Origin of the sequence: Nitrospira sp. (genome assembly GCA_016788885.1) — a bacterium.
Taxonomy (GTDB): Bacteria; Nitrospirota; Nitrospiria; order Nitrospirales; family Nitrospiraceae; genus Nitrospira_A.
In genome coordinates this window covers 1-17,396 of the sequence record JAEURX010000023.1, presented here as the reverse complement: position 1 = coordinate 17,396, position 17,396 = coordinate 1, and the positions used below count along the sequence as shown (strand labels likewise).

17 protein-coding genes, 1 tRNA gene and 1 pseudogene are annotated in these 17,396 nt (G+C 59.4%); 6 read left to right on the top strand and 13 right to left on the bottom strand.

The genetic code is table 11. The annotated features are described in order from the left end of the window. The first annotated feature begins 85 nt into the window (after positions 1–85). The 3 genes from JNL86_06450 (at position 86) to JNL86_06440 (ending at position 4,449) form a co-directional block, all read left to right on the top strand. Complete coding sequence (locus tag JNL86_06450; GenBank protein ID MBL8042541.1) at positions 86–1,753, top strand: ABC transporter ATP-binding protein; 1,668 nt, start codon at positions 86–88, stop codon at positions 1,751–1,753. Between the two features lie 124 nt (positions 1,754–1,877). Then, complete coding sequence (locus tag JNL86_06445; GenBank protein MBL8042540.1) at positions 1,878–3,554, top strand: ABC transporter ATP-binding protein; 1,677 nt, start codon at positions 1,878–1,880, stop codon at positions 3,552–3,554. 112 nt (positions 3,555–3,666) lie between these two features. Then, positions 3,667–4,449 (top strand): MCP four helix bundle domain-containing protein, encoded by a 783-nt coding sequence (locus JNL86_06440; protein ID MBL8042539.1) that lies wholly within the window; start codon positions 3,667–3,669, stop codon positions 4,447–4,449. Positions 4,450–4,469: 20 nt separating this feature from the next. Here JNL86_06440 and JNL86_06435 read toward each other — a convergent pair whose 3' ends face one another. The 12 genes and pseudogenes from JNL86_06435 to JNL86_06380 form a co-directional block, all read right to left on the bottom strand. Next, positions 4,470–5,180, bottom strand: coding sequence for a pseudouridine synthase (locus tag JNL86_06435; protein MBL8042538.1), 711 nt, complete (start codon positions 5,178–5,180; stop codon positions 4,470–4,472). A 119-nt stretch (positions 5,181–5,299) separates the two neighbouring features. Then, positions 5,300–6,232, bottom strand: coding sequence for an agmatinase (gene speB / locus JNL86_06430; GenBank protein ID MBL8042537.1), 933 nt, complete (start codon positions 6,230–6,232; stop codon positions 5,300–5,302). 8 nt (positions 6,233–6,240) lie between these two features. Then, on the bottom strand, positions 6,241–6,816 hold the full coding sequence (locus tag JNL86_06425; GenBank protein MBL8042536.1) for an arginine decarboxylase, pyruvoyl-dependent: 576 nt from the start codon (positions 6,814–6,816) through the stop codon (positions 6,241–6,243). Between the two features lie 173 nt (positions 6,817–6,989). Then, positions 6,990–8,420, bottom strand: a complete 1,431-nt coding sequence (locus JNL86_06420; protein MBL8042535.1) for an aldehyde dehydrogenase family protein — start codon at positions 8,418–8,420, stop codon at positions 6,990–6,992. Between the two features lie 27 nt (positions 8,421–8,447). Continuing rightward, positions 8,448–8,726: a hypothetical protein gene (locus tag JNL86_06415; GenBank protein MBL8042534.1), complete on the bottom strand. Its 279-nt coding sequence runs from the start codon at positions 8,724–8,726 to the stop codon at positions 8,448–8,450. Positions 8,727–8,805: 79 nt separating this feature from the next. Then, positions 8,806–9,459, bottom strand: a complete 654-nt coding sequence (locus JNL86_06410) for a thioredoxin domain-containing protein (GenBank protein MBL8042533.1) — start codon at positions 9,457–9,459, stop codon at positions 8,806–8,808. After that, positions 9,456–10,559 (bottom strand): deoxyhypusine synthase family protein, encoded by a 1,104-nt coding sequence (locus JNL86_06405; GenBank protein MBL8042532.1) that lies wholly within the window; start codon positions 10,557–10,559, stop codon positions 9,456–9,458. The genes JNL86_06410 and JNL86_06405 overlap by 4 nt, the downstream gene beginning before the upstream one ends. A 124-nt stretch (positions 10,560–10,683) precedes the next feature. Next, on the bottom strand, positions 10,684–11,436 hold the full coding sequence (locus tag JNL86_06400; protein ID MBL8042531.1) for a zinc transporter ZupT: 753 nt from the start codon (positions 11,434–11,436) through the stop codon (positions 10,684–10,686). Position 11,437: 1 nt separating this feature from the next. Then, the gene (locus tag JNL86_06395) at positions 11,438–11,791 is read right to left on the bottom strand and encodes a hypothetical protein (protein MBL8042530.1); all 354 of its coding nucleotides are present in this window, start codon (positions 11,789–11,791) and stop codon (positions 11,438–11,440) included. Positions 11,792–12,549: 758 nt separating this feature from the next. Beyond that, entirely contained in the window at positions 12,550–13,194 is a 645-nt protein-coding gene (locus JNL86_06390; protein MBL8042529.1) for a response regulator transcription factor, read from the bottom strand. Beyond that, positions 13,187–14,356: a sensor histidine kinase gene (locus JNL86_06385; protein MBL8042528.1), complete on the bottom strand. Its 1,170-nt coding sequence runs from the start codon at positions 14,354–14,356 to the stop codon at positions 13,187–13,189. Before JNL86_06385 ends, JNL86_06390 begins: the two co-directional genes overlap by 8 nt. Positions 14,357–14,577: 221 nt before the next feature. Next, positions 14,578–15,024, bottom strand: a pseudogene (locus tag JNL86_06380) (DUF3015 domain-containing protein). A gap of 652 nt (positions 15,025–15,676) precedes the next feature. Here JNL86_06380 and JNL86_06375 point away from each other — a divergent pair. Then, positions 15,677–16,153: a hypothetical protein gene (locus JNL86_06375; protein MBL8042527.1), complete on the top strand. Its 477-nt coding sequence runs from the start codon at positions 15,677–15,679 to the stop codon at positions 16,151–16,153. 48 nt (positions 16,154–16,201) lie between these two features. Continuing rightward, the gene (locus tag JNL86_06370) at positions 16,202–16,351 is read left to right on the top strand and encodes a hypothetical protein (protein ID MBL8042526.1); all 150 of its coding nucleotides are present in this window, start codon (positions 16,202–16,204) and stop codon (positions 16,349–16,351) included. 223 nt (positions 16,352–16,574) lie between these two features. On the opposite strand, the gene JNL86_06365 is transcribed toward JNL86_06370, so the two are convergent. Continuing rightward, positions 16,575–16,652, bottom strand: a tRNA-Glu gene (locus JNL86_06365). A 171-nt stretch (positions 16,653–16,823) separates the two neighbouring features. Between JNL86_06365 and JNL86_06360 the strand changes: the two genes are divergently transcribed. Next, positions 16,824–17,258, top strand: coding sequence for a hypothetical protein (locus JNL86_06360; protein MBL8042525.1), 435 nt, complete (start codon positions 16,824–16,826; stop codon positions 17,256–17,258). Positions 17,259–17,396 lie beyond the last annotated feature (138 nt).

Here is a 17,396-nt window from a genome sequence, read left to right as displayed (position 1 = left end):
GCGCAGACAGGTCGCCGGCACCCACGTCATCCGGCCATTGCCACAGCAAGGCCGGCGGGTTGATGGGCGCAGCAGGGGTACCAGGATGGCCCAGGATCATTCCGGCAACCAAAGCAATATGTTTCAAACGGTCGTCGGCCACCTGGGCCTCCTGTTCCGCCTCGAACGACGGATCCTCGGCCTCATCGTTTCCTATTCGATCGCGATCGGGCTCTTCTCACTGATCGTCCCCCTCACCGTCCAAGAACTCGTCAACACGTTCGCCTTCGCGCTCCAGCCCATCACCATTGTCACACTGGCTGCGGTCATGGTGGCGGGCCTGCTCTTCGTCGGGGCCTTCCGGGCCCTCCAATATTATGCGGTGGAAGTCCTGGAGCGCCGCATTTTTGCTCGGGTCGCCATTGCCATGGCCCAGCAACTCCCGCACTTGCGCTATCAGGGCTTCAAGCCCCGCTTCGCGAACTATTTCATGGAAACCATTCTCATGCAGCGGGCCGTCTCGGTCCTGTTGGTCGACCTGATCAACGTGATCGTCGGCGGCGCGGTCGGTATGACGATCCTGGTGTTCTATCACCCCTATTTCCTGCTGTATAACGCGATCCTGCTGCTCGGGTTCAACGTGGTGTTTTTTCTCATGAGTCACGGCGGGCTCAAGGCTGACCTTGACCTCTCTCACGCCAAATACGACACCCTGCATTGGTTCCAGGAAATCGCCTACAACCTGCTTCACCTCAAATCCACGGACAGCCAGGCGCTCCTGATCAAGAAGACCGATCAGCTCCTGGACACGTACGTGGACGTACGGAAGACCAGATTCGGCATTCTGATCCGGCAATACCTGGGCTCTCTCGGGTGGCAAGCCATCGCACATAGCGGCCTCATCGCGACCGCCGGCTGGTTGCTGGGAATCGGCCAGTTGACGTTGGGACAATTTGTCGCCGCCGAGGTCGTGGTGAGCGGCATTCTTTCGAGTTTCGACGGGGTCGTCAAACGGATGGGGCACATCTACTACTTCCTCACCGCATTGACCGAACTCGGCTTTCTCTTCTCACTTCCGAAAGACCAGGACGCCGCGACCCTGTCCATTCCCCTGCCGGATCCGACCGTACACGGCATTCGCGTCACCAGCAAAGACCTCACGTTTGCGCCAGCTGGGGGTCCGGCGATCTTCGAAAACTTCAATCTGGAAATCACACCGGGGGAAAAGATCGGTATCTACGCGGATACGACGATGGCGAAGACGGCGCTGGCGCGAGTCCTGGGCGGGCTTGAGACCCCGACCTCCGGCGTCATCCGCTACAACGGCGTCGACCTGCGCCACCTCAACCTGGACTCCGTCAATCGGTTCAGAGGATTCATCCTGGACTCCCAACTCTCGCTGTTCGAGGGCACGCTCGAGGAGAACATCGTGCTGGGGCGCGACTACATCCCCTACAGCGACGTGCGGTGGGCGCTGCGCTTTACGGAACTCGAAGAAGAAGTCGATGCCCTCCCTCACGGCCTGAAAACCCATGTACGATCCGCCGGCAAAATCTTCGCCCCCACGCATATCGTGCGCATTCTGGTGGCACGGGCGATCCTGGGGCACCCGCAACTCCTTATCTTCGAAGGGATTCTCCACAATATGCACCCCGCCATGCGCGAGACAATTCTTCGGCGCCTGTGCAGCAAGGAAGAACCCTGGTCGGTCATTTTCGTCTCGAACGATCCGAACCTGACGCCGCACGTCGACCGGCGAATCATGCTGAATTGAGCCACTGCGCCGATTCAGCCCCCATCGGCGCTCCCGCGAGCACGCTCCGCGTCCCCCCGCAGCCTTGACAGCAATTGAGCAATCGCCCACACTGCGCCCACAGTCGCTCCAGACGAGCCATCGCGTGAATGACAACGCCTCCCAGCTGACCATCTCAACACCCTCCGCGTGGACGATCCTCGCGCGCTTCAATCTCCTGATCGGACTCGAACGCCGCATTCTCGCCATCGTCGTCTCGTACGCGGTCGCGATCGGCCTCTTCGCGCTCATCGTGCCGCTCACGGTGCAAGAGTTGGTGAACACCTTCGCCTTCGCCATCCAACCGATTATGATCGTCACGCTGGTCGCGACGATGTTGGGAGCCCTGCTGCTCATGGGCACATTCCGCGTTCTGCAGGGACGAGCGGTGGAAGTTCTGGTGCAGCGCATCTACACTCGCCTGGCCATCGCCTTTACCGAAGCCCTCCCGCGTTTTCGTGAGAACGTGTTTCTCCCCGAACACACCAACACCTTCATCGAGGCGGAATTGCTCCCGCGCGCGCTGGTTGCGATGTTGATCGACTTCGTCAATGTCTCGGTCTCGGGCATGATCGGCATGACGATCCTGGTCATGTATCATCCCTATTTTCTCGGCTACAACATCCTGCTGATCACCGGATGTGCGTTTCTGCTGACGTTTTTCGGGCGTGGCGGGCTGCGGATTACCCAACGGGTCTCGCAACTACACTACAAAACCTTTCACTGGCTGCAGGACATCGGCATCAACCGGCTCCATTTCAAATCCACAGACAGCTTGCCGCTCCTCCTCAAGAAAACCGATACCCTCGTTCAAGCCTATGTGCTGGCACGAAAGACGCGATCGGATATTCTGAGCGGCGCCCAGTATCAGAGCACGGTAGTGTTTCAAGCCTTTGCGCACAGCGGCATGATCGGCTTGGGCGGCTGGCTGCTGTCGGTCGGCGATATTACCCTGGGCCAATTCGTCGCTGCAGAAGTCATTGTCGGCACCCTGCTGCTGAACCTCGACACTGTCGCTCGGCGTATGTACGCGGCTATCTATGTCGCCACCTCGCTCCAGGAACTCTCCACGCTGTTCGACATGCCGAAAGAAGAGGTGTCCGGGCCGATCGCCTCGTGGCTGCCCGACCCCTGCGAGCATGGGGTTCGCCTTACCTGCAAAGACGTTTCCTTCGCCGCGCCGGACGGACAGCTGCTCTTCAACCATTTCAGCCTGGAAGTCCTGCCAGGGGAAAAGATCAGCGTGCTTTCCGGCACCAGTCGGAGCAAGACGTCACTCGCACTGCTTCTTGCCGGTCTGTACCATCCCACCGAGGGGGTCATCCGCTACAATGACATCGATCTTCGCGATGTCTCCCTCACCTATGTGAATCGCTGTCGCGGTCTCATGCTGGACTCCCATCCCACCCTGTTCGACGGTACCCTGGAAGAAAATGTGACGCTCCAGCGTCCGTCAATTCAGTTCGAAGATCTGAGCTGGGCGCTTCGCTTTACGGAACTCGAAGAGGAAATCGATGCGTTCCCCCAGGGCTTGGAAACGCTGGTGCACGGGAACGGCTCCAACCTGACGCGTAGTCAGGTCCTGCGCATTCTCCTGGCACGCATGATCGTCACCCGGCCGCAACTCTTGATCTTCAACGGCAGCCTCCACAACATCGAGCCGGCACTGCGACTGACGCTGTTGCGCCGCCTGTGTTCCAAAGAGGAACCCTGGTCGGTGGTGTTCGTCTCCAACGACCCGGAAGTCAGCCAGTTGGTCGAACGGCGTGTCGTGCTCGACTGACCGCCGCGTCCAGGAAATCCACCTCGACTTCTTTCCTGGGACACGATCTGCTAGACTACGCGCAAGGGTTCCTGAAGCTCATCACCGCCTCCGGTTGACGAAGAGGACGCTCGTGTCACTGGCATCTCGCCTCAGGTTCACGTTTCCCGGAACCAATCAACTGATCATCAGCATCCTGATCGCGGGATTGGGATGGGTGAGCGGCCAGGCACTCAGCCGTATCGATCAGGACCTCCGCATCATGTACACCGAGTACACGCTGGGTGCGGCGGATCTCGCGCATATCTCCGCCGATGTCATCCGCTATCGCAACACGATCATTCGATCGTTGGAGGCGGAAAACCAGAACACCTTCGAACGGATCACGGAATCCCTGCCGGCACAACGGGCGCGAATCCAGCATGCAGTGGATCGATACGCCGCAGCCGGTCTGCGCGTGTCGAGAAGCGGACGGAGCGAAGAAAAGGATATTCAAGCGGTTCGCGAAAGCCTTGACCAATACTTCCACGTGGCCAGCAAAACAGTCGATCTGCTGTCTCAGGAGTGGCGGGCAGGATCGGTGGCCGAAGCGGCGGAACTCCGGCGCAAAGCCGAAATCCATGCCGCCGACAACGGCGGACCGAAGGTGATGCAAGTGAGCCTAGCCCTGGATCGGCTGCTCGAAACCGTGGCGGATGTCGCCAAAGACATGCGCGAGGCAGGAACCAAAACCATTGTATCCACGAGTTATTGGATCGTGGGCGGGAGCTTCTTTATTGCGTTGTTAAATCTGTTTCTTAGCCGGACACCGACGGCACCGCCGCTGCCCTCCGCTCGACCCGGCGAGACCACGCATTCCGGTGCACCCCTTGGCCTGCCCGGCGAGGGCTCGAACCCGGCCCTCCGCGCCGACTGAACACGCACGGCACACGCCGGTTACTGCGCCGACTCGTCCGATCGGCCAAGCGCCTGAAAGAGTCGCTCACGCTCCTCCGCACTCAGATCTGTCCACTGCCCCGCATGCAGCCCCTCCACGGTGATGTGCATGATGCGCACACGATGCAACGAGACGACTCGATACCCGAGCGCCTGGCACATACGCCGGATCTGACGGTTGCGTCCTTCCGTCAGGATGATCCGAAATCGGCGGGGCCCGAGGCGCGTCGTCGTGCAGGGACGTGTGCGTGCACCCAAAATGACCACGCCCTCGCCCATGCGGGCGAGAAACGTCTCATCGAACTCCCGATCCACTTCGACTCGATATTCCCGTTCATGCCCATGCTCGACCCGTAGGATCTCATTCACAATATCGCCATCGTTGGTCAGCAGGATGAGACCGGACGAATCTTTATCGAGCCGGCCGATGGGAAAAATGCGTTCAGGGTGCCGGATCTCGGAGATGATATTTCGCGGAATGTGCAATTCCGTGGTGGTCGTCACCCCGACAGGTTTGTGATATTTGATGTAGACGGAACGATTCCCTCGCTGCAGCACGACACCGTCGCGCGCCACGAGGTCCTGCGGCAACACCTGATCCCCGAGCTTGGCCACCACTCCGTTGATGGTGACACGTCCCTCGGCGATCAGTCGATCAGCCTCTCTCCGCGAACACAGTCCCTGCTCGGTAAAAAATTTATTGATGCGCATAGGCCGGCAACCCCGTCCTCGACCTCACCGGGCAGCCATGGCTCGAACGACGGCCGGTCCTCCGTAGGACCACCAGTTGAATGCGGCAGGAACACCACTGCACGATGGTCAAGAAGTTGCTAGTGCACACGCCGGCCGGCACGAATTCGTCCCAACATGCGGTAGATCAACCGGGCGATGCTGAATTGCGGAGCGACGAATCCCTCGATCGGGGCGATCTCGCTGATGTCCATCCCCACAATCCCCGGTCCATTCGCCAACGCGGTCACCAACGCGAGCGTATCGTACCACCCCAGTCCGCCCGGTTCAGGGGTTCCCAACGCCGGCACAAGCGAGGCATCGAGCCCATCGCAATCGAAGGTGAGGTACACAGGGCCGGTGCACGCGGTCAGCACCTCAGGAATCCAGCGCGCAGCCCGTCCTTCATAGGGCCCGGATGGATCCAAAATCGACGCGGCAAAAAAGGTCTTGATCCGAGGCGTGTTGTCGATGAGCTCGATTTCCTCCGGACTGATCGACCGGATGCCGACTTGCACGAGCGGCAACCCGTCCTGAACCACGCGCGCCATCACGCTGGCATGGCTGTAGGGATTGTCCTGGTAGGCCTGCCGAAGGTCGCCATGGGCATCGATCTGCACCACACACATCCCCGGATACTTTTGCGCATGGGCACGAATGGCACCTAATGCGCCGGTATGTTCTCCGGTCAACGTCACGAGGAACTTTCCTCTGCCCACATGCGGCTGCACAAAGTCCTGAATGGCCTGCACAGCTTGTCCGTCGACACGCCCGTCGAGATTCAACGTTGCCGCCGTCGCGACACCGCCCCATTCGCGATAGGGTTCCTGGCGCAACGTTTCATCGAACAGTTCGACTTGCTGGGAGGCTTCAATGATGGCGGAGGGGCCTCGGTCAGACCCGAGGATATAACTCGACGTATGTTCGTACGGAGCCGGCAGCACGTAGACCCCGGCCCGATCAGGATGGCACCAGGGTTCGTCGATCCCGAGAAAATTGTCGGCTTGCCCAAGCCACCCGGACGGGAGCGACATGGGAGACGCTAGGCCTTGTTCCGAAGACTCTTGGGAATGTTTTCCGTGGGGATAAACACTGCCAAGGCGATGACGCAGGTCCATCGATTCGGCCGACCGACTGCGGACTGCGTGATGTTGAGGGTTCGGACGATTTTGCCGCCCATCTTGAACACCTGCTCGCGTTCTTTCCACGCCACATCAGGATCGAACTCGATCCCCTGGGTTGTGGCGAGCATCTGTGCCGCCAGGTCTTCCGTGTATTCCCCCGATTCTTCATCCGTTTCGCCGTACGCATGGTGCTCGGAGAGATATCCGTAGGTATCGCGGTCGGTCGGAATCGCCAAACCAATTGAGGCGGAGATTAGCCGGTTCCGTTCGTTCGTCTCGGACCGGGCCATGACACAAAATGTGATTTCACCCGGATTGAGCAATTTCTCGCCACGCTTCCGAGGAAGGATTTTGCAATTGGGGGGAAGAATCGACGAGACGCTGACGAGGTTACAGTAGGCCACGCCGGCGCTCCGCAAGGCCTGCTCGAACGCAGCCAACTTTTCCTTGTGCACTCCGACGCCCCTCGTCAAAAACATGTGTGTGGGTACCATGTCGCTCTCCCTCTCCATCCTGCGTCGAAATCACTCCGCGCTGAGTGTTCGAATCTTGTCGAAAGCCTGACGCCACGCACGCAATCACGGGGCGATACGCGCGATCGTTGTATCAAGTTTGCCGCGCATCCGCAATACGGCGACCGGGTTTTTTTGTCGCTCGGCCTGCGCCTTCACGGTCGGCGAAGATTCATGACCAATAATTTTGGCTCGGTCATGTCCTCGATCGCGTAGCGGAGCCCTTCACGGCCGATTCCGGAATCCTTGACGCCGCCGTAGGGCATGTGGTCAGCGCGGAAGGTGGGAATTTCATTCACCAGCACCCCGCCGACCTCCAACTGCTCGAAGGCTTGGAAAATACGCCCGATGTTATTGGTAAAAATGCCGGCCTGCAGCCCATAGTCCGACTCATTCACTGCTCGCAATGCTGCCTCAAACTCACGATACGGTGTGATCGTCACCAACGGGCCGAACACCTCCTGGCAGCTCACTTTCATCGTCGCGGTCACCTGGGACAACACCGTCGGACGCACCACCGAACCCACCCGTGACCCGCCGGCCAGCAGACGCGCTCCCTGGGCGACGGCCTCTCCTATCCACCCCTCAACCCGCTGTGCCGCCCCCGCATCGATCAACGGCCCCACCACCGTGGTCTCGTCGCCCGGATCTCCACTGGCCAATGCCTGGACACGAGCCACCAGGCTCTCGGTGAATGCCGCGGCCACCGACTCATGCACGAAAATCCGCTGGACTGAAATGCAGGTTTGACCGGCATAGGTAAATCCGCCGGTAACACACCGATGCACCGCATAGTCCAGATCTGCATCCGGCTCAATGATCACAGCCGCATTGCCGCCCAGTTCCAACACCACCTTCTTCTTGCCGCACTTGGCCTTCAACATCCATCCAACGGGTGCGCTTCCGGTAAAACTCAGCAACTTGAATCGAGGATCGATCACCAACCGTTCCGCAACCTGGTTGTCGCACGGCAGCACATTGAGCCCTCCCGGAGGCACGCCCGCCTGCAACAGCAGGTCGCCTAACAACAACGACGTCAGCGGAGTCTGAGGGGCCGGTTTGATCAGAATGGAATTGCCCGCGGCCAGGGCGGGCGCCACTTTGTGGACGACGAGATTGAGGGGAAAATTGAAGGGCGTAATGCCGAGGATCGGACCGATCGGAAACCGCCTGGTCACCCCCCAGTAGGTCTCCATGCCAGGCGACCAATCGAGCGGCACCACCTCGCCGCCGATCCGTTTGGCCTCCTCTGCGGCAATCGCAAACGTCTGAATGGCGCGCCCGACCTCCCGCCGCGCATCGGTGACGGGTTTGCCAGACTCGGCCATCATCATACGAGCGAACTCTTCCTGACGCACCTGCAAGGATTGGGCAGCCTTCTGCAACAGGGTCGATCGCGCATAGCCCGACAACCGGCGCATGGCTGCCGCACCGTCGACCGCAGACTGCATGGCCAGTTCCGCTTCAGCCGGACCAGCCTGACAGACATGGGCAATCGTCTCGCCGGTGTAGGGATTGCGTACAGGAACAGCGGTAGTGGACTGAGACCACCGGCCGCCGATTAGAAAGGGACGTCCATTTTCCAACGGACCAACTCCAGGAGAGGGGACTCGCTACGGCACTGACTCCACCGGGGGCGTGGCAGCAGCCGCAGCACTCGCAGCTTCTTCCGCCTGCTGAGCGGTGACTGCTTTTGCGATCAATTCTTCGGTGCCCCAATCCTGCACCGCCGACAGGGCAAACGCTTCATAGGTCGAGACCCCGTGACAGGTCGGACAGGCCGGCATGGGAACCTTCCGGCAGAACACCTCACTCAAACAGGACATGCACACCCACAAATCCGGCTCCCCGTCTTTGGCAGGCACAGACCAAAAGGCTTGTTTCGACCCCATAGTGCAGTTCCCTCTTTCCTGGCTAAACGATCATTCTCGCCGCGAGACAGCCCCCTGCGGGCTCGCGCCTGACAAGGCCCTACTTCGACTTCTCTCCTTGCGATACGAGGAGCTTCTCAATTTCCTCCTCGAACGCTTCGAACGGGAAGGCACCCGGAATGGCGAGCGCCGGATTCTTGGCCGTCGGCTGCTGCGTCGTCCGCATCAAAATAAAACCGGGCGTACCATGAAACCCCCAGGCGTTGGCTTCGTCCCGGTCTTGAAAAATGGCTTTCATGTGTGGAGCATCGCGGAGGCATTGCCGGAACTGCGCCTGGTCGAGGCCGATGGCCTTGGCATGCTGGGAGTAACTATCCACGTCCAGTCGTCCGTCGGCGGCAAACAAGCGGTCATGCATGGGCCAGTACGTCCCCTGGTCTCCCGCACAGCGGGCCGCCAGAGCCGCTGTCACGCCGGGCCCCTGGTCTGCGCGGGGATAGTCTTTATAGAGGAACCGCACTTTGCCGGTCTCGACGTACCGCGCCTGAATCTTGGGCCAGGTTTCTTTGAAAAACTTGAGGCAGTACCCGCAGGTGAAATCCGAATACTCGATCAGGGTCAGGGGGGCGTCCATCTTGCCGCGCATCCGGTTATCCACCACCGGCGAGCTGGCCGCCAAAACCCCGCCGGCCATCAGCAGAAGCAGGGCCAATGACGCGCCGCCCCTGCGTATCCATGTGCCTACGCGGGTCATGACACGGCACTCTTCGCGCGACGACGTTCCAGCAGTCCCACCATGAGCAGCGGCCAGACCATGGTCGCGTCACTGAGCACCTCGGCAAACCGACCCCCTTCGGCCGGCGGCACGAACTTACCCCAGGAAATGCCCTCCTGGTACGTACAGCCGCTCAAGCCGCCCCAATAGTCAGGCTCAGGGCAGATCCTGACACCGTAGTGAAACCGCGGCGGTTGCACGTTGAGTCCCAAGCGGGTGTTGCTGATCTCGATGTACGGAGCGACCTGCTGCGCCCAATTTCTGGGAACCCCGCCGCCGATGGTGAAAATCCCGAGCCGTGACGAACCCAACATTTCTTCTGCGTAGTGATTGAGATCGAGGTACGGATTGAAGACCGGGTAGACCTCGTGCAGCGCGCGCAAAACCGCGACGTCGCCCCCGTCCTTGATTTGGCTGCGGGTAAAATCGATTTTTTTGCCCATCGCCCACGTCCCGACATCCAGCCCCATTTCGGAATCGGTAAAGGCCGGGATATAGACCGGGACGTTTTTCAGATAGGCGCTCTTGAGAATGCCGGCCCCCTCAAACTCTTCCGCCAATGTCTTGCCGAGTTCGCGGGTCAATAGGTGCGACGACAGGGGCTGATCCGTATTGAGACGCTTCAAGGTCTGGGATACGACGTGCTCGACATAGTTGAGATTTGATTCCATCTCAAGCGTGTCATACACGCGATTGTAGCCCTTCTGGAACAATTCCTCGTCACTGTGGGAGGGCTCATGCCGGTAATGCAGCTTGCCGACCGACTCGCTCAACCCATGCGCCACCAGCGCGCCGGTCGACACGATGGCCTGCACCATTCCGTGATCGATCATGGTGCTGATGATTTTGCCCATCTTGGCGATCGTCATGGCGCCGGACAACGTCAACACGACTTTGCAGTCGGGATCGTCGATCATTGCCGCAAGCGTCTCGTAGGCTTCGCCCAGGCGACGGCCACCGAACGCGGTCTTCCGCATCGCTTCGAGTAATTCAGAACACGAGTGGATTTTCTCGGGATCCAGAGGCTCCAGTGCCTCTAAGCCATCGCTGGCACCGTCGTGAAATTCCCGTCCTGCCATGATGCACGCCTCCCGACAACAATCGACCATGAATGAATCAGGCCATTTTATACACAACCGATTTATACACAACCGACTGTCGCGGGGTCAATTGAATGGCCGACCGGAAGGAGCGTCGTCCTCGTCAGCTGCGAACGCCGCTGACCAACGTGAGCAGCATGGCCGTGAGATACATGATCGCAATTCCCGCGAACATGCCCGCGGCCACCTGCACCCGACGCGTCGCGGTGTAGGACATCGCCGTCAGCGACAACACCACGTACAACAACGAACCGGCTGCCAGCGAATAAAAGCAGATGGAGAAATAAGAAGACACTCCCTGCCCACTGAGAAAGGTCCCGACGCAGGTCGGGAGGCCGGCGATCAGCCCCAACAGCAACACATCCCGCCCCGACATCGGCTGCTTCCCGGCCGCGCCGACGATCCCGAATCCCTCGGTCCCGTTGTGCAAGCCAAACCCGGCAACGAGCAGGAGGCTGAGTGTATATTCACCGCTGGCGTAACTGGCGCCGATTGCCAGGCCTTCCCCGAGATTGTGCAATCCCATCCCGACCGCGATCATCGTCGGGAGCGACAACCACCGGCTTCCCGCACGAGCCCCGAACACCTGGCTGGACTCCAGCGCAACCAAGCCGACGAAGCTGATCCCGAGGCTCCCCAGAAACACCAACCATGAGACGGGATCGCGCGCGCCGGTCTGCTCGGTCGCTTCATGCATGAGATCGAAAAAGAGATAGACCAATACTCCGTTGGCAACCCCGATGAGCCCACCCTCCCAGGTGCGCGGCATCACCTTTCCTAGAAACAGGGCCGAGAGAATGCCGAGATAGACGGGAATCAGTCCGGCGACGGCACCCAATGCAATGAGACTTAGCATGTCAGACTTCTACCAGAACCATCGGCGAGGAAGAAAGATCGTTCTCGAGGTTTCGGCATGCCTCGTTCCGGCAAGATATGGCTACCACGGCCGTACACAGCACCCGTGCTGCGGCAGGGAGCGACTGCGATTGCACGCCCTGACAGGACGTGGACCACTTCGCCAAAAACCAGGCCCATACTGAAACCCCTACCTGGGCCTCACATTTCTCGATCGCCGCAGTGCGCTGATACATCTCTTCGACCAGATGATTCAGCGAAATAAAGTCCTGGAGATCGAAACGGGCATCCACATCCTTGGGCTGCTCACGAGACACCACCCACTCGGTGGTGAACCGGAGATGTTCGAGAAGCATCAGAACATCCTGCGATGCGATCTTCTCTAGGGTCTCGCACGCCCGTGACGCCCGCACCTTGATGAACGTCCGACGTTCGGAACTGTGGGCCGGCAGGTAATGCCTACCGGAGACTTGCAGCAATCGGCCGGACGCATCCCGCTTAGGGAACTAACACGTCCACGCGTCGTCGGGAAACACCTTCCCTGTCGCGAATGATTCGGCCCGATAGCGAGGAGTTCTGCGCGAGGGTGAGTCGTCGAGGTCAGCTTCGTCACACTGTTGTGAAATTACCGAATCGCCAACTGAGACCGGCGCTCGAGTGCACTTTCGTACTTAACACGCACTCTCGCGAGAGCGGCGAGATCACACTATCGGAGAGAATTCGACTCCTTGCCCGGACGCTGGCAATGTTCACAGACCGTCTGAAACCACCATAGATCTGCAGGACTGACGTGGTGCTGTTCCATCGCCGCACGCTCCTCCATCCAGCACGCTCGGAAAGACTCTTCCGTCGTAGCAGGATTCACCCGTTGGCAGAGCTTGCAGCGTAACCACACCGGGCGGCCGAACAAGGCAATCAGACAATCACTCCGGCTCATGGCCACGTCCCTTGTCGTCTGGCATGCACTGATAATCTCTTGCGATGGCGCTGGAAGCGCGCCGATTGGTTGTAGTGCACCCTGCCGGAGCAGGGAACTCGTAAAGCCCGATAGTTTGGGAGAGAAGATTACGAGGTCGCGGAAGAGACGATGGCCCTGGACAAGTATCAGAATGAGCTACGAAGAAGCAATGAATCCGTGTGTTAACGCATACTTAATCAATTCAGCCGTCGTATGGAGATTCAGGTGCTCCATGAGCTGGGCCTTATGAAACTCGACGGTCCGCGTGGAAATCTTGAGCCGGAGGGCAATGTCTTTGGCCGTTCGCCCCTCAGCCAACAACTGCAGCACTTCACGCTGACGAAAGGTGAGAGCTGTCTTCTGCCGCCCCGGTCCTGGTCCCCTGGTGAGCAACACGTCGAGCAAATCCTTGGCAATCAAGGGCGTGATATAGGTATGCCCGGCCCACACCGCCCGAATCGCGTGCTCTAATTCATCGACCGCCGATCGCTTTAACAAATACCCCGAGGCCCCAGCCTCAAATGCTGACCGAACATAGTCGGTGTCGGCATGCATCGTGACAAAAATGACTTTGATTGAGGGATGTGTCTTCTTCAGCTGCGTGGCGGCATCGATGCCATTCAACAACGGCATCGACACGTCAAGAATGACGATGTCAGGATGGACTCGGGCTGCCACTTCCAGCAATGCGCGGCCGTCCTCAACCATCCCCACCAACTCGCATTGGTCATCGAGAATGCGACGAAACCCCTCCAGCACCAAGGAATGGTCGTCGGCCAACAGTACTCGCGGCTTAGGCATGCGCGCCACCTGGAAGCGGGACACAGATTTCAAGATGGGTGCCGCAGCCGGGGGCCGTTGACACTGTCAATGTGCCTCGCACTAATCGCACCCGCTCTTTCATACTTAGCAACCCTAACCGCCCCAGGCTCTGCGACGCCTGCTGCGAGTCAAACCCAACGCCGTTGTCTCGAATCGAAAGCGTAATGACCTCGTCGTCACAGATCAACTCGACTTCCACTTCCGTGGCCTGCGCATGGCGGGCAACGTTATTTAAGCCTTCTTGCGCAATCCGGTACACGCAAGTGGCCAATTCGGTCGGCACCGGACTCACGGGATCATGATAGACATACACCGCCTCAATCATGGTCGTTGCAGAAAAATCATCCACCAGCCGGCGCACCGCTTTGACAAGCCCTAAGTCGTCCAGAATAGATGGATGGAACCGGTAGGCCATCTGGCGGACATCATCCGAAACCGTGGTCAGGCGACGGGTGATCGATCGTACCAGTCCCTCAATGGCAGCCCGGTCACCCACCTCCCCTTTCTCAATCCGCCGAAGGTCCATGGCTAACATGGCCAACCGTTGGTTCACATCGTCATGCAAATCCCGCGCAATACGGCGGCGCTCCCCCTCCTGTGCCGTCAACAGTTGTCCGGCCAGCGCCCGGAGTTCTTCTCGACTGTGCTGCAACTCCTCCTGACTCACTTTCAAGGAGGACTCGCTTTCTCGGAGGGACCGCTCCGTCTCCATGCGTTCGCCGATCTCTTCGACGAGCGCCTGGTTCACCAATGCCAATTCACGCGTCCGTTCGCCCACACGCACTTCCAGTTCATCATGGGCGCTGCGTAGCGCTTCCTCGATTTTTCGACGCTGGAACGCATAGATCACCGGAAACCAGATCGCCGTCAGACTGAACAGACGATTGCTCAGCCCCATCCAGAGCGGCACATTGGGAAAGGTGACACCCAGAAACACATCCGATAGAGCCAATACCGAGCAGGTGCTGGCGACAAGAATCGGAGTCGTACGATCCGGAAACGCCAGGGACAGCACCACGAGTCCTCCATAGAGCACTCCGTTGCCGATTCCCAGCGGGAGATACAAATCGAGGGTATACAGACCAATGCCAAAGGCACCAATTGCGAACAGCAACAGTCTGTGTGAGGGCTGTGTCGTCACAGGGCCGTCATTATCCTACCCTCGGCCTAGAGGCTTCAAGCCAACGCCTCACAAGAGACACGGAGAACGTTTCCGGAACAGAATCGCGAGGAACAGAACGCAAGGGGGCAGGGCCGAATCCGACAGGGTGAGGGAGAACACCCTGGCGGACCTGACGACATAGGTCAGGCCCACCAGGACTATGACACTCTAGGCGGAAACAAGGAGAGATCAGCAGGCAATCACGGTCGATCGGGAATCTGGGCGACCATTGCGCGGCCACTCACAGCATCCTGAAGCGCCTTGACCACCGCCACGGACGACGTCTCACCGGCGTGAACCAGCACCTGATATTGTTGCTGCGTCATGGCGAAAAAGGCCGGGTGCTGCTCGGCCGGGATACCCAGTAACGTGGCCAAGGCCGCAAGATGCTCCCCGCCGCCCCGCGCCATATCTTCAGACAGCGTATCAAAGGTGCTCGCAACGAACAGATTCGTCTGCTGCCCAGCCATGACCTTGCCGTCGTTGGTGCAGCCGGACGTCCCAAAGCTGATCCCGAACGTCTGGCTACCGAATGTGGCATTAGTGGTCGCCATCATGACCTGCGGCGCAATGTTCTTCGGCGTCTTGTAATCAGACCAGGCCAGTTTCCCCAGTCCGCATCCGGGACCGTTATCCGGATTCACGGCGAAGGCCGTGCCACCGTGAAGCCCGACCAGAATGCCCGCACATGCGATGAGCCATCGTCCCTTCATGTGATCGTCCTCCTGTTCTCGCTTGTCGCCTCCTCGCGAGTCATGCCGGATGGTGCTCGTGCACAACCATCCCTACCTTAGCCGCCTTTTTCCTCCTGTCAATTGAAGCACCCCTTTCTTACTGAACACACCACGCACTCCGCCATATCAGGAGGTCATGAACGGGACAGACCTCCGATGAAGAGTTTTCTATTTCGTAACACCAGGCACAACTTTGGATAACGCCGCGCCACTAGACTATCCCCTCTCGTCATGAAGGAGGCCGTCATGCCCTGTGTGCGCTGTGCCGGACTACTGGTCAGAGATCAATATTTGGGGCTGGAAGGCGAGTTGACCATCCTGCGATGTCTCAACTGCGGCGCGGTTCGAGAATCACGCATGGACGTTCAACGCACGAGGCCGGTGAGAGAGAAGCGCAAAGAGCCGCGCCAAACTACTGGCCTGCGCCGTCACTCGCTACTCGTTCGATGAAGGATAGGGCCTGGCCTTCTCCTGGTCGATCCCGACGATGCCGGCCCCCATGCGCTCAGCCTACCACAACACCGCATCGTGACAGATCCGCGCCGACAATGTATCCGATGGATACATGACTCCTGAAGAATTCACGCATGCCCGCTTGTCCTTAGGATTGACTCAGCACGCCTTGGCCGACCAGCTCAAACGGAAGCGTCTGGCCATCGTTCGGTTTGAATCCGGCGCGCGGAGAATTCCCGGTGTCGTCGAAGTCGTCCTGCAGTCCTTGGGGTCGCTCTCCTTCGTGCCACTCGTCGGAATTGTGGCCGCCGAGGATCCCATCGAGCTCATCCTCCAGGCGGAGCAAGTCGAGGTCCCTCGCAGCATGATGGGAACGGGCGACACCGTTGCGCTTCGCATCAAAGAAGGGGGCCACGTCGGCATGCCGCTCAGCTTCGCCCGTCGCCTCTGCCCTTCGTTGCATGTCCGACCTCCGGACCCTCCTCGCGCGGAAGCAGCCGATGCGTCGCTACGTACCGTCATCCGGCGGTATGCCCCGACCTGGGAGCCAGTGACCGAAAATCCGAAACGTAGGCCACAGGTGACTTGAGGAAACGGTCGGCGGCGTGGTCTTCTTCACCCCAAGGAGGACCCGACGATGACACGACGGCGTGGGCATACGAAAGAGCAGATACCGGCCACCTTGCGCCAGGCCGAGAGTGAAACGACGGTCCTGGAAGTCTGGGGCGAGGTGGGCCTCAGCGAACTGCGAGAATTCCGGCAGTTCCGCAAGAAAACACCAAGCTGAAACGCTTGGAGGCGGACCTCTCGCTGGATCACCACATGTTCCAGGAGATCGTACAAAAAAAGCTCTACGGCCTCGGGACCGGCAGGCCCTCACCCGCTGGGCGCAGCTAGAAACTACGTATACAAAGCCTGTTTTATCCTATGGATTGTCCTATGAGAGGCAAACCACTCCTGAGCCAGAAATCAGGAAGGTCGCCAACTTATCGGAAGATCAGGGGAATGGTTGGTGGTCCCAACGGGATTTGAACCCGTGTCTGAGCCTTGAGAGGGCTCCGTCCTAGGCCAAGCTAGACGATGGGACCAGAGAGGCAATCTGCGAGGCAACTGAAAGATCAGAACTGTACCATAGCGGGTTTTGGCTTTTCAAACGGCAAGTCAATGAGAAGCCACCTGATGACCGATGATCCCAGATGCTCACTCGGAATGGGCTCCTACTGCTTGCGGAGCCTATTGAATTGGCCTAAAGTAGGAATATGGTTCTACGCTCCACTCGCCTCCGAACGGTTTTGATCGCGGGTCTGCTCCCGGCCTTCCTCTCACTGGCCGGCTGCGGGGCGAGTTTTCTGGAAGGAACCATCGCGCCCCCCTACTCAAGCGCCTGGACCAAATGCGGAACCACCACGAAAGTCCGCGTGAAGCCGCCACATTCGACTATCACCGTCGCCTACACCGAACCCACGACCGGCACCGACGGCAAACCCTTGACCAACCTTGCCTATACCACCATTTACTACAACGCCGGGGATGGCCCGGTCATCGGTAAGGTCGTCCCCGCGTCTGGAAAGACCGGCGGAGCGGCTGTATCCCAAGTCGTCATGATTCCGCTGCGTGACCAATCGGAGCAGGAGGTCACCGTCTGTGTGACCGCCACCGATTCCGACGAGCGCGAAGGTCCCGCCTCTCCCTAGCCCGACCAGAACGGACTTGACAGCGCCTCGCCAAGGGCCTACCTTGCTCCCACTTGCTCAGGCAACAACGTATGGTCGAGTGCGTCGTTCAACAGGTCCTCGGGTCGCCCTAGATCTCTACGCATGGAACTACGCAAA